Below are 22,009 nucleotides of genomic sequence, written 5' to 3'. Positions count from 1 at the left end.
CTCTCCTCCGATCCTAGCGCAGCCAGAGACCTACCCAACGGCAACCCATGGATCAGGTTCCAATGGTCCGCCTTTCACCGGCTGGCCTGCTTGGCCCTCGGCGATCCGGCGCGCGCAGCCGCTGCAAGAATGCTCTCCATCAGGTCCTTTTCGCGCAGCGGTTTGCCGAGCAGCGGCACGTCGGGGGGCCGGTCGGCGATCGCGTCGGCGTCGGCATATCCGGTTATCATCACCGCCGGCCAATCGGACCGCAGATTGCGGGCGAACCGGATGACCTCGAGCCCCGAGACGAGCGGCATGGCAAAATCGGTGACGATGACATCGAAATCGTACGGCGCCCGCTCGATCATCGCCAGCGCTTCCGCACCGCCCCCGGCGCAGGTAACCGCAAAGCCATGTTGGCGAAGCGATTGCGCCGTCAGTTCCCGCAGTACATTGCTGTCGTCAATCAGCAGGACCGACGGATAGTCCTCGCCGGCATTCACGACGGTGTTGTCGGCATCGGACTTGTCGGCGATTTCCACCGGGCGCTCGATTGAACGCGGCAGCCAGAGCTGGACGGATGTTCCACTGCCGACGGTGCTCTCAATGCGGAGCGTGCCGCCCGATTGCTTGACGAAGCCATGCACCGTGCTCAGACCGAGGCCAGTGCCCTTGCCGACCGGTTTTGTGGTGAAGAACGGTTCGACGACCTTGGCGAGAATGTCGGCCGGTATGCCCGACCCCGTATCCTTGACGGTGACCACGACATAGTCGCCCGCCGAAATATCCTCGGCTGCACTGCCTAGCGTTCGATTTTGCGCCTCCACGATTATCGTGCCGCCGGACGGCATGGCATCGCGCGCGTTGAAAACCAGGTTCATCAGCGCCAGCTCCAGCTGGCCGGCATCGACATGCGCCGGCCACACCGTGTCGTCGACAAGCCAATCGAAACGGATCAGGCCGCCCAGAACCGGGGCCACCAACCCGTTCATGGTGCCGCCAAGCGCAGCGAGGCGCACGGCCTGCGGCCTCAGTGTCTGGCGGCGCGAGAACGCAAGCATGCGGTTGACGAGCTCGGCGCCTTGTTTTGCCGACCGGCGCGTCAGTTCCAGAACTTGCCTGGCCTGTCCATCGAACTCGGCGTGGCGCTCGAGCAATCCCAATCCGCTGAGAATTGCGGCAAGCAGATTGTTGAAATCATGCGCCAGGCCGCCGGTAAGCTTGCCAATCGCGTCGAGGCGCTGCGATTGCAGCAGCTGGTTCTCAAGCTCGCGCCGCTCGGTAACGTCCAGCAATGTGCCGAGGATCTCGGGCCTCTGGCCATCGGAACCGTTCGACAGGACGCCCTGGTCGAGGAAAATCCGGTAATTGCCGTCGGCGCATTGCCAGCGGAATTCGCAGGTGTAGGAGCCGATGGCCTTGGCTGCGAGCAGGGCTTGCCTCACTCTCGGCAGATCGTCGGGATGAACCCGGCTTAGGCCGAAGCCTGGATCGGAGGTCAGCCGTTCGGCAGGAAAGCCGGTCAAGCGTTCGACCCCTTCAGTCACAAAGCTGGCGCCGAACGGCGGCTCCGCCGCCCTTGCGTGGAAGCAGACCGGAAGAGAGCTCAAAATGGCATGCTGCCGCTCCTGGGCGCTACGCAGCGCCCGCTCGGCCTCGAGTTTTTCCTGCTGCGCCTGCAGTGCCTGGGCCAGCAGCCGTTGCTCGGCAGCCGCCTTTTGCTGGATTTCGAGCGTCTTCTCATGAAGTTCGACGAACACGGCTACCTTGGAACGCAGCATGGCCGGGTCGAAGGGCTTGAACACGTAATCCACCGCGCCGGCGTCATAGCCGCGCAGCATGTGGGCGTCTTCCTTGTTGATGGCGGTGAGAAAGATTATCGGCGTTCGCCTGGATTGCTCGCGCTGGCGAATCAATCCAGCGGTCTCGTAGCCGTCCAGCCGAGGCATCAGCACATCCAGCAGGATGACTGCGAAATCCTCTTTCAGCAGAGCGCGCAGCGCCTCTTCGCCCGACTGCACGCAGACGACTTCGCCGACAGGGGCCAGAACCTCGCCGATCGCCAGCAGATTGCGCTCGTCGTCATCCACGGCCAGGATGCGCGCCTTTGCCGGCCCTGTCGCCGGGGCCATAACCTCCAGCTTCCTCGCTCCGTTTCTCGACAGTTTCTGCATCGAGCGGCCGTCAGTTCACTGCCATGAGCGTCTTTTCCGGACGATGGACACGGGATCGCGAGCGGCCGATCCAGACACGCAGCAAGGCCAGCAGCAGGTCGAGGTCGACCGGCTTGGCGATATAGTCAGAGGCGCCGGCGTCGAGGCACTTCTGCCGGTCGCCCTTCATTGCCTTGGCGGTAACCGAGATCAACGGGATATGGGCGATTGCCGGCATGCCGCGGATCTGCCGCATCGTCTCGTAGCCGTCCATCTCCGGCATCATGATATCGATCAATGCGGCGTCGATATCCGGGCTCTGCTCCAGAAGCGCAATACCTTCCCTACCGCGCTCCGCGTGCAGCACCTGGATGTCATAGGTCTCAAGAACGCTGGTGAGCGAATAGATGTTGCGGATGTCGTCGTCGACGATGAGGACCTTTGCGCCGGCGAGGTCGAATTTATCCGGCTGTTCGGCTGCCGAACTGTCGTGGCCTCGCCCCGGGAGCGTTGCGGATATCAGGAGAGCCAGCTGCGCGAAATTCTCCGCCCGCGGAACGTCCGCCAATGCCGGATGCAAGGCGAGCGACTGTTGCAGCGCTTCCGGATGCGGCGCGAAGAACAACAGTCGCGACACGGACTGCCCGAACAGGACGGCAATCTCATCCAGCATCTGGGCGTTGTCCTTGGCCGAGCGGCCAAGGCCGAGCACAACGGCATCATAGCCGGCGATGCCGATGTCGTCGGCATTCGCCGCGACGCGGCCGATCGCGGTGACCGAGGTGACGCCGTCGCGGATCGCCTCGATCAACGAGAGACGGCGCTCGGGATCGGTATCGGCAATCAGAACGCGGCGCTGGACGCGGAGCTTTCTGGAGTGAATGTCCTGGAAGACCTTCATCAGTTCGTCCGCCGACACGGGCTTGGTTGAAATGGTGGATGCGCCCTTGCGGGCAAGCACCTCGATATCTTCGGCACCCGAGATGACATGGACGGGAATGTCCTTGGTTTTCGGGTCATGGCGAAGCAGATCGAACAACACCCAGCCGTCGATATCCGATAGTCCGAGATCCAGCGTGATCGCATCGGGAACCAGCTTGCGGGCCAAAGCCAGCGTGCCAGAGCCCGCGGTCGACAGGACGCCCTTCAGCCGGGCCGAACGCGCCAGGCCGAGCAGCAAACCGCCAAAGGTCGGGTCGTCCTCGACGATCAGCACGACCCTATCTTCCGGTGAGATCGTATCGCGGTCATCAAGCAATTCGGAGGATGGCGGGCTCGGCTGCGCCGTCGTCGCGACCACCTCCATCGCCGGCAGCAAGGCCGCTTGCGGGGCCAAGGCCATCCGAGGTCCGTCGAACGGGATGACCAGCGTGAACGTCGAACCCTTGCCCGGCGTGCTCTCGACCCGCAATTCGCCGCCGATCAGCCGGGCGATCTCCCGGCTGATCGAGAGCCCAAGCCCGGTGCCGCCATATTTGCGACTGGTGGTGCCGTCGGCCTGCTGGAAGGCCTCGAAAATCAGCTTCTGCTTGTCCTGCGGAATACCGATGCCCGTATCGGTGACCGCGATAGCGAGCGCTTCCATCGGTTGCACCGAGCCGTTGTGACGGCCAGTCTTTTCGGCCCGGAAATTCAAGCTGACTTCGCCCTCGGAGGTGAACTTGAACGCGTTCGACAAGAGGTTGAGCACAATCTGCTGCAAGCGCTTCTCGTCGGTGCGGACGGTCTCCGGAAGCTCGGGATCGACGTTGATGGCGAAGCCAAGCCCCTTGTCGGTCGCCAGCTGCCGGAAGGTTCGCTCCATATGCTGGCGAAGATGCACCACCGGCATGTCGTTGATATCGATCGAGACGGTACCCGATTCGATCTTCGACAGATCGAGGATATCGTTGATGAGGCTCAAAAGGTCGGTGCCGGCCGAGTTGATGGTGCGCGCGAACTCGACCTGCTTGTCGTTGAGATTGCCTTGCTGGTTGGTTGCGAGCAGGTTTGAAAGGATGAGCAGCGAGTTCAGCGGCGTACGCAGTTCGTGGCTCATATTGGCGAGGAATTCCGACTTGTATTTCGAGGTAAGCGCCAGCTGCTCGGCCTTCTCCTCCAGCGCACGGCGCGCCATCTCGATTTCGAGGTTCTTGTTCTCCACCTGCTTCTTTTCGTTCTCGAGCAGCTGCGCCTTTTCCTGCAGCTCCTCGTTGGTGGCGTGCAGCTCTTCCTGCTTTTTGGTCAGCTCGGTCTGACGCGCCTGCAGCTCCGAGGTCAGCAGCTGCGACTGCTTGAGCAGGCCTTCGGTGCGCATGGTGGCGGCGATGGTGTTGAGAACGATGCCGACGGATTCCATCAGCTGGTTGAGGAATGACTGGTGCGTGTCGCGGAATTCGCTGAACGAGGCGAGTTCGATGACGGCCTTCACCTCGTCCTCGAACAGAGCCGGAAGAATGATCACGTTGGCCGGCGCGGCATTGCCAAGGCCCGACGTGACGCGCAGGAAATTCGGCGGCACATTGTCCAGCATGATGGCGCGCTTGTCGGCGGCACTTTGCCCGACAAGGCCTTCGCGCAGATCGAGGCGTTGCTTGATCTCCGCCTTGCTTTCGGCGCCATAGGAGGCGGCGAGTTCCAGATAGAATTCATCCTCGTCGCGGTTGGTCACGTAGAACACGCCATATTGCGCATTCACCAGCGGCGCGAGTTCGGACATGATGAGACGCGAGACCGTTGCCAGGTCGCGCTCGCCCTGCAGCATGCGCGAGAACCGGGCGAGATTGGTCTTCAGCCAGTCCTGCTCGGCATTCTTCAGCGTCTGGTCCTTCAGATTGCGGATCATCTCGTTGATGTTGTCCTTCAGCGCCGCGACCTCGCCGGAGGCCTGGACGCTGATCGAGCGGGTCAAATCGCCCTTGGTCACCGCAGTCGACACTTCGGCGATGGCGCGCACCTGGGTGGTCAGGTTGGCCGCAAGCTGATTGACGTTGTCGGTCAGGTCGCGCCAAAGGCCGGCGGCGCCGGGCACGCGGGCCTGGCCGCCGAGCTTGCCTTCGATGCCCACCTCGCGGGCGACGTTGGTCACCTGATCGGCGAAGGTCGCCAACGTCTCGATCATGCCGTTGATGGTGTCGGCGAGCGAGGCGATCTCGCCCTTGGCATCGACCGTCAGCTTGCGCTTGAGATTGCCTTGCGCGACCGCGGTCACGACATCGGCGATGCCGCGCACCTGGTTGGTCAGGTTCGTCGCCATCAGGTTGACGTTGTCGGTCAGGTCCTTCCAGGTGCCGGCGACGCCCTCGACCCGTGCCTGGCCGCCGAGCTTGCCCTCGGTGCCGACCTCGCGGGCGACACGCGTCACTTCGCCGGCAAAGGAGTTCAGCTGGTCGACCATGGTGTTGATGGTCGATTTCAGCTCCAGGATCTCGCCCTTGACGTCGACGGTGATCTTCTTCGACAGGTCGCCGCGCGCCACTGCGGTGGTGACCTCGGCGATGTTGCGAACCTGGCCGGTCAGGTTCTCGGCCATCGAATTCACATTGTCGGTCAGATCTTTCCAGGTGCCGGCAACGCCGCGCACCTGCGCCTGGCCGCCGAGCTTGCCCTCGGTGCCGACCTCGCGCGCCACGCGCGTCACTTCCGAGGCAAAGGAATTCAGCTGGTCGACCATCGTATTGATGGTGTCCTTCAGCTCGAGGATCTCGCCGCGCACGTCGACCGTGATCTTCTTCGACAGATCGCCAAGCGCCACCGCAGTCGTCACCTCGGCGATGTTGCGCACCTGCCCGGTCAGGTTGGCGGCCATCGCATTGACGTTGTCGGTCAGGTCCTTCCAGGTGCCGGCAACGCCGCGCACCTGCGCCTGGCCGCCGAGCTTGCCGTCGGAACCGACTTCGCGCGCCACGCGCGTCACCTCGGAGGCGAAGGAATTCAGCTGGTCGACCATCGTGTTGATGACGTCCTTGATCTGCAGGATCTCGCCCAATGCATCGACCGTGATCTTCTGGGTGAGGTCGCCGGTCGCAATTGCCGTCGCCACCTTGGACACGTCGCGCAACTGCACGGTCAGATTGCCGGCCATGGCATTGACGTTGTCGGTCAAATCTTTCCAGGTGCCGCCGACACCCTCGACATGCGCCTGGCCGCCGAGCTTGCCTTCCGATCCCACTTCGCGCGCCACACGCGTCACTTCCGAGGCGAAGGAATTGAGCTGGTCGACCATCGTGTTGACGGTGTCCTTGAGCTCCAGGATTTCGCCCTTGACGTCGACGGTGATCTTCTTCGACAGGTCGCCGCGGGCCACGGCGGTCGTCACCTCGGCAATGTTGCGCACCTGGCCGGTCAGGTTGGCGGCCATCAGGTTGACGTTGTCGGTCAGATCCTTCCAGGTGCCGCCGACGCCCTTCACCTCGGCCTGGCCGCCGAGCTTGCCTTCGGTGCCGACCTCGCGCGCCACACGCGTCACTTCCGAGGCGAAGGAGTTCAATTGGTCGACCATCGTGTTGATGGTGTCCTTGAGCTCGAGGATTTCGCCTTGCACGGCGACGGTAATCTTCTTCGACAAGTCGCCCGAAGCAACCGCGGTCGTCACCTCGGCGATGTTGCGGACCTGGCCGGTCAGGTTCTCGGCCATCGAATTGACGTTGTCGGTCAAGTCCTTCCAGGTGCCGGCAACGCCGCGCACCTGCGCCTGGCCGCCGAGCTTGCCCTCGGTGCCGACTTCGCGGGCGACGCGCGTCACTTCGCCGGCAAATGAGTTCAGCTGGTCGACCATGGTGTTGATGGTTGATTTCAGCTCGAGGATCTCGCCCTTGACGTCGACCGTGATCTTCTTCGACAGGTCGCCAAGCGCCACAGCAGTGGTCACCTCGGCGATATTGCGCACCTGGCCGGTCAGGTTCTCTGCCATCAGGTTGACGTTGTCGGTCAGGTCCTTCCAGGTGCCGCCGACACCTTCGACGCGCGCCTGGCCGCCGAGCTTGCCTTCTGTACCGACCTCGCGCGCAACGCGCGTCACTTCCGAGGCGAAGGAATTGAGCTGGTCGACCATCGTGTTGATGGTGTTCTTGAGCTCGAGGATTTCGCCCTTCACATCGACGGTGATCTTCTTCGACAGGTCGCCGGAAGCGACGGCGGTCGTCACCTCGGCGATGTTGCGCACCTGCCCGGTCAGGTTCGTCGCCATGGCGTTGACGTTGTCGGTCAGGTCCTTCCAGGTCCCGGCCACACCTTTCACGCGGGCCTGGCCGCCGAGCTTGCCTTCGGTGCCGACCTCGCGCGCCACGCGCGTCACCTCCGAGGCGAAGGAGGCCAGTTGCCCGACCATGGTGTTGACGATCTTGCCGATGCGCAGGAATTCGCCGCGCAACTGCCGGCCGTCGATTTCGACCATCATCGTCTGCGACAGGTCGCCTTTGGCGACCGCGCCGATGACGCGCGCCACTTCGGCCGTCGGCTGAACCATGTCCTCGATCAGATCGTTGACGGAACGGACGCTCGATTCCCAACTGCCGGTAGCGTTGCGGACACGGCCGCGTTCGCCGATCCGGCCATCCTTGCCGACGACCTTGCTGAGGCGTTCGAACTCGCGCGTGACCTGATCGTTGAGTTCTACGATTTCGTTGAAGGTGTCGGCGATCTCGGAATCGAGGCCGGTGTAGACATTATCGATGCGAACGGAGAAATCACCGCTCCGAAAAGCCTTCAGCGCGTTCAGTATTTGACGGTGGTCCAATTGCCTTGTGGATGCAAGCACGCTCACAGCGCCCCTCCCAGCTCACGGATTTCTTGAATGTCCTGGTGAAACTGTCCCCTGCGGCCGACACAACTCCCCGCAAGCGCAATAACGCGGCATGCTCGATTTGGTTCCAGACGAAATTGCCGCTATGCGGCAGGAATTTCGCAGCCGCATTCACGAAACGACGAGCAACAAAGATCCATAATGGTTTATCGATCACTATTTATGCCAAACGGAACATCTCGAAAAAACTCTCGTTGGGTATAGATCGCGATAGAGCGATGCAACTCGATGGAGACACTAAGATGATGAAAATTCTCTCTGCATTCCTACTTGCTATCGGCCTGGCCACATCTGCCATGGCACAATCGATGGGCTCCGGGACCGGTAGCGCCGATGGCAATACCGGCGTCAACACAGGCACTTCCGGCGGCAACATCGGGACCGGCAGCGCAACTACCCCGAACACCATCGATCCGAACGCAACGAACGCCACCACGCCGCAGACAAACGGTATGGAGGACCGCTGCAAGGATACGGCGGGCAGCGATACCGACAACAATACCCCCAGCGGCGCCATGACGTCGGATATGCAGAACTGCAACAAGTAACGGAGTTTTGCTCAGCGGTCATTTCAGCCCGCTGCCTGGTTCAGACCCGGCGCTCGCGGTTCAAACCACAGCCAGAAAAATGCACTGACCGGGCACGGGCTCACTACTTTTGGACCGGCGAGCCCAAGCCGGGCGGCCGACTACACTAGTCTCAGCTAGGTTCCGCGATAGGCGGCGGGCAGCCCGGGAGCGCAAAGAGTGGGGGAGTCATTTCCAAGCCAGTTATATGCGACGATGGCTTAGTCCAATTTAATGGACGATTTCGGTTAAGCGCTGCAACTGATAAAACAGTTAGGAAACAGTTCGCACTCTCGCTGAAAACAGCGGCGGAACAGTGTCCGATGCGCACTGAAAACAGTGAAGGAACAGCGACCCGGGCAAGAGAATTTCATGCCTGAAAACAGACCGGAAACAGACGGGACGCGACCCTGGATTCTGGCGCACTATATCCAGACTCCAATAGCGCGCGACGAATGGGATTCGCGACCAGTACGCGCGCCAGGGGGAGTTAGCTCAAAGAACCTGTATTAGGTGGCAGTTAGATAGTGTCTCAGTTTGAAATTTTGCCGGTCGCCGCTCGTCTGTCGCACCGCGCACGGCGCACGACCGGCCGAACCAAAGAAGAGGCGCGCTCCCTTGTTTCGCGCCGTATCCCCATCTAGCCTGCACTACTTTCAGTTGTGGGGATCGGGTATGAAACAGAATCAGGTTGGCACTCGGCGATCATTCGCAGGCAACGCATTGGCCATCGGGCTTTTGATGTCGAGCATATCTCTGGCAGGGTGCACTACAGTTTCGACTAGCGGCGCGGATGGATGGCTTACGAAGCGAACTGCTTACGGGGTTTCCGACGCAATGGCTAAGAAGGGCATGATGCCCGTAGCCGTCGACTGCCGGTTCGATAGAACAGATCCGGACAATGCGGCCTTTGGATCCAAGGTTACGTGGAAACCTGCCCCACCAAACTTCCTCTGGCAGTGGCATGTCGGCTATCCCGATTACGTTGCGACGAAGGAAGCTAGATCACGCGCAATGGGCCTCCATCGCGTGTTTTCGAAAAGGGTTCGTGATCAGGCAACGGGTCAAGTGGTTCAGTGTTCGATCTGGACGAATTGAAGCCGCTCGGCCTCGGCCCAAAAGGGAATCGATTCCGGCTTGGGGGTGACTACCGATAAACGCGATTATCGCTGGCGTCCGTCACAGCTGAAGAGGGAACCGATGGCAGAAGCTCAGCACATCACGAAGATCGTCGACGGCGTGGCAGCCTACGGCTCGGAGAAAGCGAAATGAGCCACCAAGCTGCAATAATGCGAGCACTTCTCGTTGGCATCCCTTTCCTGATTCTTATGGCGTTTCTGCTTTGGATGGCAAACCGCTCAAGGATCGTCATGGCAAACGCCGCGAAAGAGATCGCCAAAGAAATTCGGGAAAATACGGCAGCGGTGAAGGCTCTTAGCGAGCGTATCGACAAAATGAAGCGTTAGTCCAAAAGACCGATTTTCATGTGGCGATACCGGGCGCCGTCGAGCCACCGCATCCAATTGGCCGGTATAATTAGCGGTATCCCGGTCGACCGCTGCAGCTGAAAACAGTTGGGGAACAGTAGCTTCGGACCTCAGTCTTGGCTCGGCTTACCAGACATGCGGTTGTCGATATCAGTCAACTTGGTCAAGATGCCTTCTTGCGCCTGCACCATCGCTTGCTGAACGTGGATGAGTTTGAACGTGAGCCAGATAGAAACCCAAAGGCTTGCTGCGAGATAAATCAGCATCGGCATCCAGGAGATGAAGATCCCGAGCAGCGAGTTTTCCGATTCCATATTGCCCCCACATACGATGTTGCCGCGATATCCTTGCCGCCGGGCGTGCATGAACGCAAGCTACTGGCGCCAAGATCGATATCTCGTCCACCGCTGTCAGGCATTGCTGCTTCGGACCTGAAAAATGTTTTGTGCGGTGCGCTGGCGGTGCCCCGGACCTTTCCAAGGCAAGGCCCCTGAGGGGGTGGAAACTAATTTTCTGAAAACGTGAAAGAACTTTTGGTGGAGCCAATCGGAATCGAACCGACGACCTCTTGAATGCCATTCAAGCGCTCTCCCAACTGAGCTATGGCCCCACTCCGGCAGTTCGCCGGCGCCGTTTCCGGCGAAGAGATCCGGCGCGGGTTGAGACCGCGTCGTTAGTGCAGGCGGCTTCTAACCCCGCCTTCAGTCAATATCAAGCCTTCAAGAACCGCTTTTTCTAGGCAGCGCCGCGAAAGCCGGCGAATGCGGTTCGCTCAGACTTCGTCGTCGTCTTCGCCGACGCCGATCATGTCGGCAACGTCGTCGTCTTCTTCCTCCTCGTCGGCAAGGAACGTGTCATCCTCGTCATCGCCAAGGTCAACGTCGTCCTCGTCATCGCCGAGATCGGGAAGCTCGTCGGCCTTCGCGTCCTCGTCCGCCTCTTCGAGAGAGACGACCTCGACGCCCTCTTCCTCTTCGGCGTCCACTTCCTTCTCGGCAACTTCCTCTTCCTCCTCGAGGGCGGCTATCTTGCCTTCCTCGAAATAGGAGCGCGGATAGCTCTTGCCCGTGTAAGGCGAGACGATCGGGTCCTTGTTCAAGTCATAGAATTTTCGACCCGTCTCCGGGTCGATGCGTTTGGTGCCAAGTTCGGGTTTTGCCACAGCAAGCCTCGTCGATGAAAGTTTGGTCCCCTTAACCAGAGTTTACGGCGCTGTCAAAGCGAAAAGCCGGCGTCCCAAAAAGCTTGAATTCGAAGGCCTTCGTACCAAGGGGATGACCATCTCGATCCGCCATGATAGGAGACCGCGCAAACCACAAGAAAATGGCCGGCCGCCGGCGTTTCCAGGAAAGAACCATGTCGCACACTGCCGCCCCGAAGCAGGCCACCGCCCGAAAATCATCTGGTCTTTCCGGCGCGGCACGGGTGCCGGGCGACAAGTCGATCTCGCACCGTTCCTTCATGTTTGGCGGGCTGGCCTCCGGCGAAACCCGCATCACCGGACTACTGGAAGGCGAGGACGTGATGCGTACGGGCGCTGCCATGAAGGCGATGGGCGCTCATATCGAGAAGCATGGCACTGAGTGGGTGATCCGCGGAACCGGCAATGGCGCGCTGCTGCAACCGGAGTGCCCGCTCGATTTCGGCAATGCCGGCACGGGCTCCCGCCTCACCATGGGCCTGGTCGGCACCTATGACATGGAAACCACCTTCATCGGCGACGCCTCGCTGTCCGGCCGGCCGATGGGCCGCGTGCTCGAACCGCTTCGCCAGATGGGCGTGCAGGTGCTGAAGGCGACACCCGGCGACCGCATGCCGATCACGCTGCGCGGGCCCAAGCACGCCGCGCCGATCACCTACCGCGTGCCGATGGCCTCGGCGCAGGTCAAGTCGGCGGTGCTGCTGGCCGGGCTGAACACGCCGGGCATCACCACGGTCATCGAGCCGGTGATGACGCGCGACCACACCGAAAAGATGCTCAAGGGATTCGGCGCCAATCTGTCGGTCGAGACCGACGAGCGCGGCGTGCGCCACATTTTCATCGAAGGCCAGGGCAAGCTCACCGGCCAGACCATCGCGGTGCCTGGCGACCCCTCCTCGGCCGGCTTTCCTCTGGTGGCCGCGCTGATCGTGCCGGGCTCGGACATCACCATCGAAAACGTGCTGATGAACCCGACGCGCACGGGCCTTCTTTTGACGCTGCAGGAAATGGGCGCCTGGATCGACATAATCGATCCGCGCAATGAAGGCGGCGAGGACGTCGCCGACCTGCGCGTACGCTATTCCGAACTGAAAGGCGTCACCGTGCCGCCCGAACGGGCGCCGACTATGATCGACGAGTATCCCGTGCTTGCCGTGGCGGCGAGCTTTGCCGAGGGCGAAACGCTCATGCTCGGGCTTGAAGAGCTGCGGGTGAAGGAATCCGACCGGCTGTCGGCGGTCGCCAACGGGCTGAAGCTCAACGGCGTCGATTGCAGCGAGGGCGAGGCCACGCTGGCCGTGCGCGGAAAACCTGGCGGCAAGGGCCTCGGCCAACACCCCAACGGACAGGGCACCATCGTCCAGACCCATCTCGACCACCGCATAGCCATGAGTTTTCTGGTTATGGGGCTGGCGACGGAAAAACCCGTGACCATCGATGATCAAGCGATGATCGCGACAAGTTTTCCGGAATTCATGGGCCTGATGAAGGGGCTCGGTGCGGCGATCGAGTGAGATACTTTTACGTTCATTGGAAACATAGCATACCGGAGGAGCCGTCCCATCTCTGGTATGAAGTTGCCGACGACAATTTCCAGAACCGGACTATAGAGTTCTATGCCGATGGCTCCGTGGGTTTTGCAATTCGCGGCGCTGCCCTCGACGGGTCGGAGGATATTGAGATCGGGGGCACCAGAAATTCCGTATAAGGCTTTCCCGATCTCACAGAAATCAACTCCGACAATCAGTTCGAGGCCTCGGAGGTCAACGCGGTTGACTTCGAGCGCCGATGGAGTGAGGCACTTGCATCGAGGTTTCGAATGACGACAGGCTTCACCATCGCCATCGACGGACCTGCAGGCGCTGGAAAGGGCACCCTTGCCCGACGGCTCGCCGATCACTACCGGCTGAACCTGCTCGACACCGGCCTTACCTATCGCGCGGTAGCGCATTCGCTGCTTCGGCTGGGCCTGCCGCTCGACAATGTCTCGGCCGCTGAAACCGCGGCTCGCCAGGTCGATCTGGCAAAACTCGACCGCGCCGTGCTTTCGGCACATGCCGTTGGCGAGGCGGCGTCGAAAGTGGCTGTCATCCCGTCAGTGCGGCGCATACTGGTCGACAAGCAGCGCGACTTTGCAAAAGCCCCGCCGGGCGCGGTGCTCGACGGTCGCGACATCGGCACCGTCGTCTGTCCCGATGCCGACGTAAAACTCTATGTCACGGCCAGTGCCGAGGTGCGGGCAAAGCGGCGGCTGGATGAAATCGAGAGCATTGGCGGCACTGCCAATTTCGAGGAAATCCTTGCCGATATCGTGCGCCGCGACGAGCGCGACATGGGCCGCATGGACTCGCCCTTGAAACCGGCAGCCGATGCGCACTTGCTCGACACGTCGGAAATGGCTATAGAAGCCGCGTTTCTGGCAGCACGGGCGATCATCGACGACGTCCTGGCCAAGAGAAACAATGCCTGAGGCTGGGTTTTCCTGCCGCCGCCGATTGCCGGCGACAAAAAGAATTCCCATATCGGGCATGAACCAGCCTGCCAGCATTCTTCATGCGCCGGAATTGCCGCCCAAAGGCGGCCAAGGGCTTTTTGCCCGGAACGCCGGCAGGCCAACGCAACACTAACCCACGGCGCCCGCCTCGCGACAGATTGCGGGGCAATCCAGGAGAACCTATGTCAGTTGCAAATCCCACTCGCGATGATTTCGCGAGCCTGCTCGAAGAATCATTTTCCGCCGGCCATTCCGGCGAAGGTCAGGTCGTAAAGGGCGTCATCACCGCCATTGAAAAAGACATGGCTATCATCGACGTCGGCCTCAAGGTCGAAGGCCGCGTGCCGCTGAAGGAATTCGGCGTCAAGGGCAAGGACACGACGCTCAAGGTCGGCGACACGGTCGAGGTCTATGTCGAGCGTATCGAGAACGCGCTTGGCGAAGCCATGTTGTCGCGCGAAAAGGCTCGCCGCGAAGAGAGCTGGGTCCGTCTCGAAGAGAAGTTCACCAAGGGCGAACGCGTCGAAGGCGTCATCTTCAACCAGGTCAAGGGCGGCTTCACCGTCGACCTCGACGGTGCCGTTGCGTTCCTGCCGCGCAGCCAGGTCGATATCCGCCCGATCCGCGACGTCTCGCCGCTGATGCACAACCCGCAGCCCTTCGAGATCCTCAAGATGGATCGCCGCCGCGGCAACATCGTGGTGTCGCGCCGCACCGTACTCGAGGAAAGCCGCGCCGAACAGCGTTCGGAAATCGTGCAGAACCTCGAAGAAGGCCAGGTGGTCGAAGGCGTCGTCAAGAACATCACCGACTATGGTGCGTTCGTCGACCTCGGCGGCATCGACGGCCTGCTGCACGTCACCGACATGGCATGGCGCCGCGTCAACCATCCGACCGAAATCCTCAATATCGGCCAGACGGTCAAGGTGCAGATCATCCGCATCAACCAGGAAACCCACCGCATCTCGCTCGGCATGAAGCAGCTCGAGAGCGATCCGTGGTCCGAGATCGGCACCAAGTTCCCGATCGGCAAGAAGATCAAGGGTACCGTTACCAACATCACCGACTACGGCGCATTCGTCGAGCTGGAGCCGGGCATCGAAGGCCTCATCCACGTTTCGGAAATGTCGTGGACCAAGAAGAACGTGCATCCCGGCAAGATCCTGTCGACGACGCAGGAAGTCGACGTGGTGGTGCTCGAAGTCGATCCGGCCAAGCGCCGCATCTCGCTCGGCCTCAAGCAGACGCTGGAGAACCCGTGGGAGGCCTTCGCGCGCAGCCATCCGGTCGGCAGCCAGGTTGAGGGCGAGGTCAAGAACAAGACCGAGTTCGGCCTGTTCATCGGCCTCGAAGGCGATGTCGACGGCATGGTCCACCTTTCCGACCTCGACTGGACCCGTCCGGGCGAGCAGGTGATCGAGGAGTACAATCGCGGCGACATGGTCAAGGCGCAGGTGCTCGACGTCGACATCGACAAGGAGCGCATCTCGCTCGGCATCAAGCAGCTGGCCAAGGACACGGTCGGCGAAGCGGCGACGTCAGGCGAACTGCGCAAGAACGCAGTCGTCACCTGCGAGGTTATCGGCGTGAAGGATGGCGGTCTGGAAGTGCGGCTGGTCGACAGCGGCATCGAGACCTTCATCAAGCGCTCCGACCTCAGCCGTGACCGCGACGAGCAGCGCCCCGAGCGCTTCACTGTCGGCCAGAAGGTCGACGCCCGCGTCATCGCCTTCGACAAGAAGACCCGCAAGCTGCAGGTCTCGATCAAGGCGCTGGAAATCGCCGAAGAGAAGGAAGCGGTCGCCCAGTACGGTTCGACTGACTCCGGCGCTTCGCTGGGCGACATCCTGGGTGCCGCGCTGAAGAAGCAGGGCAGCTAAGCCAACACTGCGCCTCGCGCAGGTTGTAAACGAAACAAAAAGCCCCGCCGGAGCGATCCGGCGGGGCTTTTTTTGCACCCGACCTGAATTTCAGGCCCTGCCGTAAAGCGGCACCAGCGTGCCGCTCATCGCCAGATTGGCCGGCGAAGCGAGGTAGGCAATGGCCTCCGCGGCTGCTTCCAAGCTGACCCATTTGCTGAAATCGGCGCCCGGCATGTCAGCCCGGGTGGCCGGCGTGTCTAGGGTCGAGGGCGCCACGGCGTTGACCAGTATGCCCTTGCCCTTCAGCTCTTCGGCCATCGCCACGGTCATCGCGGCGACCGCCGCCTTGGCGGCAGCGTAAGCCACCTTGCCGGAGCCGCGCCGCGGATCGAGCCCGGCTCGCGCGGTGACATTGACGATGCGGCCCGATACGGAAGATTCCAGCATCGAGCGTATCGCCGCGCGGCAGCACAGGAAGGTGGTGCGGGCGTTGGTGTCCATCATCTCGGCAAAGGAGGCGGGCTCGATCTTCTCGACCGGTGCGGCGGTGAAGCCGCCGGCCAGATGCACCGATGCCCACAAATCCGGAACGCTAGCATAGAAGGCATCGACCTTGGCAGCGTCGGCGAGGTCGACATTGTGCGCCAGCCTGACGCGGTCATGTGCCGGGAAGGGAAAATGGGCAGGCGCGGCGGCGTGGGCATTGGGCACATGGCAAATCGCGCCCTGCTCCAGCAGTTTCCCTACGACCGCGCCGCCAAGCGCCCCGGTGCCGCCGGTCACCACGATATGTCTGCCGTCCAGTGTTTCCGTCATATTCGACCGCTCCGTCGTTGCGCGCCGCCGATGCGGAAGGTCGCGCCTTTCGCGCGATCACTCAACCGAAATCTCGATGACGTAGGGTCGTCCAGCCGCCCGCGCGCGCCGTAGCGCGTCCGCCAAGCCGCCGGCGCCGGAAATCCGCTCGGCGGCAATGCCATAGGCTTCGGCCAATTTGCAGAAATCCGGCGGTGCCGGGGAGACGCCGACAGGCTCGACGCCGACATCGAGCATCGAGGTTTCGATCTCGCGGTAGCCGCGATTGTTCCAGACGGCGAAGATCACCGGCGCCGCCGCGTCGAGCGCGGCGCCCAGTTCCGGCAGGGTGAACTGGAAGCCGCCGTCGCCGGTGAGACAAACGACCAGCGCCTCAGGCCTGGCAAGGGCAGCACCGATCGCCGCCGGCGGGCCATAGCCGAGCGCGCCGAAGCCGGTAGCGGCGTTGAACCAGCCGCCCGGCCGGTCGTGATCGTAATAGAGGTTGGCGGCGTAGACCGGCTGGGTCGAATCGCCGACGATGATCGAGCCAGGCAGCGCATCACGGATCGTCTCGACGGCGCGCAATTGCGCCTGCATAGCTGGGCCAATCTCGGCAAAGGCCGCTTGCCGCGTCGCGGCCGCGCGAGCGGCGCCGTCGCCTGATTGCGCCTGGCCCATGCCGAGTTCGGCATGCAGCGCCTCGAGCGCTGCGCCACAATCGGCCTGGATCGAAATCCGGGCCGGCCGCCTGGTAAGTTGGTCGGCGCCGATGTCGATGCGGATCAGATTGGCGGGCAGGAAAAAACCGCCGTCGCCATAGCCGTCATAATCGGTCGGACCGAATTCGGTACCGGCGGCGATGACCAGGTCGGCATCGGCCATCAGCGCACGCACCGCCTTCAGGCTGGGGCTGGCCGGCACGCCAAGCGGATGGCGATAGAGCAGGCCGCGCGCATTGGCGGTCTGGACGACCGGCGCTCCCAACCTCTCGGCCAGGCGCTGCAACGGCGCTTCGGCAGCTTTGGCGCCGCCGCCGGCCAGGATAAGCGGCCGGCGGGCGGCAGCGCAAAGCCTGGCTGCCTCAGCGATCACCGCGGCGCCCGGCTCGGGCGGGGCCGAATTCCGCAGCAGCGCCACGATGCCGGTGGCGGGCATGGTCATGACATCGGTCGGGATCTCGATATGCACTGGCCCCGGACGCGAGGATGAAAAAAGTGCAAAAGCGCGGGCGAGCACGCCGGGCAATTCGCCGGCCTCGGTGACACGGTGCGAAAACAGCGCCACCTTCTCCATCATGCCGCGCTGGTCCGGCAGTTCATGCAGATGGCCAAGGCCCTTGCCCAGCGTCGGCGTGGCGTTGACGCCCGAGATTACCAGCATCGGCACCGAATCGGCGCGCGCCTGGCCCATGGCGGTGATGGTGTTGGTCAGCCCCGGCCCGGTGATGACGAAGGCGACACCCGGCTTGCCGCTGGCGCGCGCATAGCCGTCAGCCATGAAGCCGGCGCCCTGCTCGTGGCGCGGCGTGACGTGACGGATCTTCGACCGCGCAAGCCCGCGGTAGAGCTCGACCGTGTGCACGCCGGGAATGCCGAAGACGGTGTCGACGCCGTGCGCTTCCAGCAAGGTGATGAGCGCTTCGCCGATCGTCGTCATTGTCTTAGCACCGGGCGCGTGAGGCAGGTTGGGCCGCCCTCGCAGGCAATGCACAGCGCATCGGCCTCGAATGTCGAGACCGTACAGCCGGCGGCCTGCATGGCAGCCGCCGTCTTCGGAAAACCGGCAACGGCGATAACCTGGCGCGGCGCGGTCGGCAGGACGTTCAGGCTGAGCCCGCTCGAGGCGAAGAATTCGTCGGCGTCGCCCTCGACCAGGCGAATGCCATGCGCACGCAGCATCTGGTGGAAGGCGACCGGCAGGAGCGGCGCATAGACCAGCGCCAGATCGTCGGCGAGCGGGCTGATCACCGACATCAGATGCAGGCAGGCGTCCTCGCCTTGCCAGAGCGGCAGGTCGAAGCCATAGACCTGGATGCCTTTGGGTGAAAGCAGGTTGGAGAGCTGCTGGATGCCGTGCTGATTGGTGCGTACGCCGCGGCCGACCGCCAGTGTGTTTGCATCCATCCACACGCAGTCGCCGCCCTCGACCTGGCCGGGAGTCTCGATACGGCCGAGGACAGGTATGCCCATGCGCCCATAAGCTGCCTCGTGCAGGCCGGGCTCGGGCCGGCGCAGCGCCTTGCCCATGGCAAGGATGACCGCGCCATGGTCGGTCATCAGCGAGGGATCGTGGGTAAAGACAGAATCGGCAAGCCCGTCATCGGCGTCGCTCAGCCATTCGATCTCGGCGCCTGAGCCGGAAATCAGCCCGGCCAGCGCTTCATGCTGGGCCGCCGCTTTTTGCGGATCGAAGCCGGGACCGTAGTGCCATTCCAGTGCTTCGGCCCGATGCATGGCGCTGGCGGCGGAGCGCATCAGCACGCGCAGCAGCGGCCCGGCCATCGACTGCGACCCGTATGCTTTGCCCACTAAATTCTCCTGAAACGCGCTCCCTCCTGCCAATAGCCACTCGGCAGGCCGTGATCAATGGTCCAAAAACTGCGGTTGACGGAGGCAAGCGGAACGGTCCATCTTGAGAATCGGAACGCTGTCCAGTGACGGGTAATGGGTAATAAATTCCAGCAAGGACTGCCTCGGCTGCTCCGCGGGGCACCGCGACGATGACAGCGCCGGCCACCGCCCTGAAGCATACGGTGCAGAACGGCGCCGCCGAGGCCATCCACGTCGAGAACCTGCACAAGAATTTCGGCAAGCTGCACGTATTGAAGGGCGTTTCGCTGTCGGCGCGCGATGGCGAGGTGATCGCCATCATCGGCGGCAGCGGCTCGGGCAAGTCGACGCTGCTGCGCTGCATCAATTGCCTGGAGAACCCGACCAGCGGCATCATCCGCGTCAATGGCGAAGAGATAAAGCTGAAGGCCGACAGCCACGGCCACACCGTGCCCGCCGACCGCAAGCAGATCGAACGCATCCGCTCCAAGCTCGGCATGGTCTTCCAGAACTTCAATCTTTGGAGCCACATGACGTTGATCGAGAACGTCATCGAGGTTCCCGTGCATGTGCTCGGCGTCAAGCGCGATGTAGCGATCGGCGAGGCGGAAAAGCTGCTCGCCCGCGTCGGCCTGGCCGAAAAACGCGACGTCTACCCCGCCTATCTGTCGGGCGGCCAACAGCAGCGCGCAGCGATAGCCAGGGCGCTGGCCATCAATCCGCGCGTCATGCTGTTCGATGAGCCGACCTCGGCGCTCGACCCGGAGTTGGTCGGCGAAGTGCTGAAGGTGATCGGCGACCTGGCGCGCGAAGGCCGCACCATGGTGCTGGTCACGCATGAGATGAAGTTTGCCCGCGAGGTGGCGACGCATGTCGTCTATCTCCATAACGGGCTGGTCGAGGAAGAAGGGCCGCCGGAACAGATCTTCGGCGCACCAAAATCCGAAAGGCTGAAGCAGTTTCTGCGCAATGTTGGATGACTTGCGAGAAAAGCAGACGGGAACGTCAAAACCAAAAAACGGGAGAACTGAAAAATGAAACCTTTTCTCAAAACGGCGCTCGCGGCCACGCTGATCGCATTGTCGGGCGCATTTTCGGCAAGCGCCGAACAGATCAAGGTGGGTTTTTCGCCGGAAGCCTATCCGCCGTTTTACTCGCAGGATGCTTCCGGCAAGTGGGGTGGCTGGGAAGTCGACATCGTCAACGCCATTTGCGGCGAAGCCAAGCTGGATTGCGCATTGACGCCAGTCCCGTGGGACGGCCTCATCCCGGCGCTTAAAACCAAGAAGATCGATGCGATCATGAATTCGATGTCCATTACCGACGAGCGCAAGAAGGAAATCGACTTCTCCGACAAATACTATAACACGCCGACTGCGGTGATCGGCGCCAAGGATCAGAAATTCGATGCGACGCCAGAGGGGCTGAAAGCCAAGATAGTCGGCGTTCAGGCGTCTACGGTGCACGCCGCCTACGCCAAGAAGCACTTCACCGACGCTGCGGAAATCAAGGAATACCAGACGCAGGACGAGGCAAATCAGGATCTCGCCGCCGGCCGGATCGATGCCACTCAGGCCGATTCGATCGCGCTCGACGCGTTTTTGAAGTCGGACCAAGGCAAGGCGTGCTGCGACCTCAAGGGTTATGTCGCGCCGGACCTTGAAGTGCTCGGGCCGGGCGTCGGCGCCGGCATGCGCCAAGGCGACACCGAGCTCAAGGACAAGATCAATGCCGCCATCAAGGCCATTCGGGCCAATGGCAAATATGCCGAAATCACCAAGAAGTACTTCGATTTCGACATCTACGGCGAAGCGTCGCAGTCCAACTGACGGCAACGGCGTCAAGCCGGGCATGCCTAGCCGCCGTCGTCGCGGTGGGCATGTCCGGCTTGACGCATCATTGGCGCCTCAACCCGCAAGTCCAGGGGACATAAGCTGAGCGACGTTCTCGCCACCATGTTCGGAGCCAGTTCGCTGGAATTGCTGTCCTTCGAACCGCCGAACGGCAGGGGTCTCAGCCTTCTGCATGGGCTGGCAAACTCCGTCGGAATTGCTTTCGGTTCCTTTGGGGTTGGTCTTTTGATCGGCGTCGGCGGCGCCTATGGCAAGCTCTATGGCGGGCCGGTGGTCCGTGACCTGCTGGAAGTTTACACCACAGTGGTCCGCGCCGTGCCCGAGCTGGTGCTGATCCTGCTGCTTTATTTCGCTGGTACCGACCTCATCAACCAGTTGCTTACCGCGCTCGGCTATGCCGCGATCGACATCAACGGGGTTGTCGCCGGCATAGGCGTGCTCGGGGTCGTGCAGGGCGCCTACTCCACCGAGGTCTTGCGCGGCGCAATCCGCGCCGTTCCGCAAGGCCAGATCGAAGCCGCGCGGGCCTATGGAATGCCTCCCGGCCTGCTTCTCAGGCGTATAACGCTGCCGGCGATGCTGCCCTTCGCCATTCCGGGGCTGGCAAATTTGTGGCTGATCGCCACCAAGGACACCGCGCTTCTCGCGATCGTCGGCGTCAATGAACTGACCCAAACCACACGGACGGCAGCCGGCGCGACGAAGGCTTATTTCACCTTCTTCATGGCGGCGGGCGCGCTTTATCTCGTTCTGACCCTCGTCTCCAACGTCGTCATCGGGCGGGTTGAGCGCTGGGCGCGACGCGGCATGCCGTCGATCGCGGGATCGCACTGATGGCGACCGAAACCCCGGTCATTGACGCCGCCGCACGGGCCTCGCTCTGGATGCAGCCACACCGCATAGCTCTGATCCTGATCGCGCTGGTTGTCGTACTGGCATCGATTTTCCTCATGCGCTGGGATTGGCTTCCCACCTATCTGCCGCTGGCTTTGCAAGGCATATGGCGGACCATCTGGCTGCTTGTGGTAACGTCGGCTCTGGGCATCGCGCTCGCCATCCCCCTCGGCCTGGCGCAGGTGATCGGCCCGCCGATCTTGAGCGTGCCGGCCAAGGTGTTCTGCACGATTGTTCGCGGCACGCCGCTGCTGCTCCAGCTCTGGCTGCTCTACTACGGACTGGGTTCGCTGTTTCCGCAATTTCCGTGGATACGCGAGTCGTTCCTCTGGCCCATTCTAAGGCAGGCATGGCCCTACGCCGTTCTTTCTCTGACGATCTCGTATGC

Annotated in this window: 17 protein-coding genes and 1 tRNA gene; 10 read left to right on the top strand and 8 right to left on the bottom strand. The window is 62.2% G+C overall.

What is annotated here, in order from left to right; all coding sequences use genetic code 11:
• Positions 1 to 74: 74 nt before the first annotated feature.
• Together NKJ93_RS24095 and NKJ93_RS24090 are read right to left on the bottom strand one after the other, a co-directional pair.
• Positions 75 to 2,114, bottom strand: coding sequence for a PAS domain-containing hybrid sensor histidine kinase/response regulator (locus tag NKJ93_RS24095; protein WP_245278536.1), 2,040 nt, complete (start codon positions 2,112 to 2,114; stop codon positions 75 to 77).
• 52 nt (positions 2,115 to 2,166) lie between these two features.
• Positions 2,167 to 7,872: a HAMP domain-containing protein gene (locus NKJ93_RS24090; protein WP_352483997.1), complete on the bottom strand. Its 5,706-nt coding sequence runs from the start codon at positions 7,870 to 7,872 to the stop codon at positions 2,167 to 2,169.
• 44 nt (positions 7,873 to 7,916) lie between these two features.
• On the opposite strand from NKJ93_RS24090, the gene NKJ93_RS24085 reads away from it, so the two are divergent.
• Positions 7,917 to 8,465, top strand: a complete 549-nt coding sequence (locus NKJ93_RS24085; protein WP_352591555.1) for a hypothetical protein — start codon at positions 7,917 to 7,919, stop codon at positions 8,463 to 8,465.
• 1,286 nt (positions 8,466 to 9,751) lie between these two features.
• Positions 9,752 to 9,949, top strand: coding sequence for a hypothetical protein (locus NKJ93_RS24080; RefSeq protein ID WP_031193688.1), 198 nt, complete (start codon positions 9,752 to 9,754; stop codon positions 9,947 to 9,949).
• 131 nt (positions 9,950 to 10,080) lie between these two features.
• Here NKJ93_RS24080 and NKJ93_RS24075 read toward each other — a convergent pair whose 3' ends face one another.
• From NKJ93_RS24075 to NKJ93_RS24065, 3 genes are all read right to left on the bottom strand, one after another.
• A complete protein-coding gene (locus NKJ93_RS24075; protein ID WP_352548929.1) occupies positions 10,081 to 10,284 on the bottom strand; it encodes a hypothetical protein in 204 nt (67 codons plus the stop codon).
• 220 nt (positions 10,285 to 10,504) lie between these two features.
• Positions 10,505 to 10,580, bottom strand: a tRNA-Ala gene (locus NKJ93_RS24070).
• Positions 10,581 to 10,742: 162 nt separating this feature from the next.
• A complete protein-coding gene (locus NKJ93_RS24065) occupies positions 10,743 to 11,132 on the bottom strand; it encodes a TIGR02300 family protein (protein ID WP_023676282.1) in 390 nt (129 codons plus the stop codon).
• 194 nt (positions 11,133 to 11,326) lie between these two features.
• Between NKJ93_RS24065 and aroA the strand changes: the two genes are divergently transcribed.
• From aroA to rpsA, 4 genes are all read left to right on the top strand, one after another.
• Positions 11,327 to 12,685 carry a 3-phosphoshikimate 1-carboxyvinyltransferase gene (gene aroA, locus NKJ93_RS24060; protein WP_352483949.1) on the top strand — a complete coding sequence of 453 codons (1,359 nt, stop codon included), beginning with the start codon at positions 11,327 to 11,329 and terminating at the stop codon, positions 12,683 to 12,685.
• Positions 12,682 to 12,879 carry a DUF6881 domain-containing protein gene (locus NKJ93_RS24055; protein ID WP_352495730.1) on the top strand — a complete coding sequence of 66 codons (198 nt, stop codon included), beginning with the start codon at positions 12,682 to 12,684 and terminating at the stop codon, positions 12,877 to 12,879. The genes aroA and NKJ93_RS24055 overlap by 4 nt, the downstream gene beginning before the upstream one ends.
• A 111-nt stretch (positions 12,880 to 12,990) precedes the next feature.
• Positions 12,991 to 13,641, top strand: coding sequence for a (d)CMP kinase (gene cmk / locus NKJ93_RS24050; RefSeq protein ID WP_352591552.1), 651 nt, complete (start codon positions 12,991 to 12,993; stop codon positions 13,639 to 13,641).
• 206 nt (positions 13,642 to 13,847) lie between these two features.
• Positions 13,848 to 15,545 (top strand): 30S ribosomal protein S1, encoded by a 1,698-nt coding sequence (gene rpsA, locus NKJ93_RS24045; RefSeq protein ID WP_352495728.1) that lies wholly within the window; start codon positions 13,848 to 13,850, stop codon positions 15,543 to 15,545.
• A 90-nt stretch (positions 15,546 to 15,635) separates the two neighbouring features.
• Here rpsA and NKJ93_RS24040 read toward each other — a convergent pair whose 3' ends face one another.
• From NKJ93_RS24040 to NKJ93_RS24030, 3 genes are read right to left on the bottom strand one after another with little or no spacing between them, the layout of a single operon-like run.
• Entirely contained in the window at positions 15,636 to 16,343 is a 708-nt protein-coding gene (locus NKJ93_RS24040) for an SDR family NAD(P)-dependent oxidoreductase (RefSeq protein ID WP_023718023.1), read from the bottom strand.
• Positions 16,344 to 16,400: 57 nt separating this feature from the next.
• The gene (locus tag NKJ93_RS24035) at positions 16,401 to 17,981 is read right to left on the bottom strand and encodes a 5-guanidino-2-oxopentanoate decarboxylase (protein WP_352591549.1); all 1,581 of its coding nucleotides are present in this window, start codon (positions 17,979 to 17,981) and stop codon (positions 16,401 to 16,403) included.
• Complete coding sequence (locus NKJ93_RS24030) at positions 17,978 to 18,826, bottom strand: dimethylarginine dimethylaminohydrolase family protein (RefSeq protein ID WP_352591644.1); 849 nt, start codon at positions 18,824 to 18,826, stop codon at positions 17,978 to 17,980. The genes NKJ93_RS24035 and NKJ93_RS24030 overlap by 4 nt, the downstream gene beginning before the upstream one ends.
• A 218-nt stretch (positions 18,827 to 19,044) precedes the next feature.
• Here NKJ93_RS24030 and NKJ93_RS24025 point away from each other — a divergent pair, with 218 nt between their 5' ends.
• The 4 genes from NKJ93_RS24025 to NKJ93_RS24010 form a co-directional block, all read left to right on the top strand.
• On the top strand, positions 19,045 to 19,854 hold the full coding sequence (locus tag NKJ93_RS24025; protein ID WP_023718026.1) for an ABC transporter ATP-binding protein: 810 nt from the start codon (positions 19,045 to 19,047) through the stop codon (positions 19,852 to 19,854).
• A 54-nt stretch (positions 19,855 to 19,908) separates the two neighbouring features.
• Positions 19,909 to 20,703 (top strand): transporter substrate-binding domain-containing protein, encoded by a 795-nt coding sequence (locus tag NKJ93_RS24020; protein WP_352483947.1) that lies wholly within the window; start codon positions 19,909 to 19,911, stop codon positions 20,701 to 20,703.
• A gap of 126 nt (positions 20,704 to 20,829) precedes the next feature.
• Positions 20,830 to 21,561, top strand: coding sequence for an ABC transporter permease (locus NKJ93_RS24015; RefSeq protein WP_036244431.1), 732 nt, complete (start codon positions 20,830 to 20,832; stop codon positions 21,559 to 21,561).
• The coding region (locus NKJ93_RS24010) for an ABC transporter permease subunit (RefSeq protein ID WP_352591546.1) at positions 21,561 to 22,009 on the top strand (449 nt) is incomplete at its 3' end. The genes NKJ93_RS24015 and NKJ93_RS24010, both read left to right, overlap by 1 nt.

It is taken from the genome of Mesorhizobium sp. M0028 (genome assembly GCF_040323855.1).
Classification (GTDB): domain Bacteria; phylum Pseudomonadota; class Alphaproteobacteria; order Rhizobiales; family Rhizobiaceae; genus Mesorhizobium.
The sequence above is the reverse complement of the archived record's forward strand: the minus strand, read 5'-3'. Positions and strand labels throughout refer to the sequence as shown.

Coding starts and splice junctions, on each gene's coding strand:
- aroA (WP_352483949.1), top strand. CDS start 11,327: ATGTCGCACACTGCCGCCCCGAAGCAGGCCACCGCCCGAAAATCATCT.
- NKJ93_RS24025 (WP_023718026.1), top strand. CDS start 19,045: ATGACAGCGCCGGCCACCGCCCTGAAGCATACGGTGCAGAACGGCGCC.
- NKJ93_RS24040 (WP_023718023.1), bottom strand. CDS start 16,343: ATGACGGAAACACTGGACGGCAGACATATCGTGGTGACCGGCGGCACC.
- NKJ93_RS24080 (WP_031193688.1), top strand. CDS start 9,752: ATGAGCCACCAAGCTGCAATAATGCGAGCACTTCTCGTTGGCATCCCT.
- NKJ93_RS24030 (WP_352591644.1), bottom strand. CDS start 18,826: ATGGCCGGGCCGCTGCTGCGCGTGCTGATGCGCTCCGCCGCCAGCGCC.
- cmk (WP_352591552.1), top strand. CDS start 12,991: ATGACGACAGGCTTCACCATCGCCATCGACGGACCTGCAGGCGCTGGA.
- rpsA (WP_352495728.1), top strand. CDS start 13,848: ATGTCAGTTGCAAATCCCACTCGCGATGATTTCGCGAGCCTGCTCGAA.
- NKJ93_RS24020 (WP_352483947.1), top strand. CDS start 19,909: ATGAAACCTTTTCTCAAAACGGCGCTCGCGGCCACGCTGATCGCATTG.
- NKJ93_RS24015 (WP_036244431.1), top strand. CDS start 20,830: ATGTTCGGAGCCAGTTCGCTGGAATTGCTGTCCTTCGAACCGCCGAAC.
- NKJ93_RS24075 (WP_352548929.1), bottom strand. CDS start 10,284: ATGGAATCGGAAAACTCGCTGCTCGGGATCTTCATCTCCTGGATGCCG.
- NKJ93_RS24035 (WP_352591549.1), bottom strand. CDS start 17,981: ATGACGACGATCGGCGAAGCGCTCATCACCTTGCTGGAAGCGCACGGC.
- NKJ93_RS24095 (WP_245278536.1), bottom strand. CDS start 2,114: ATGGCCCCGGCGACAGGGCCGGCAAAGGCGCGCATCCTGGCCGTGGAT.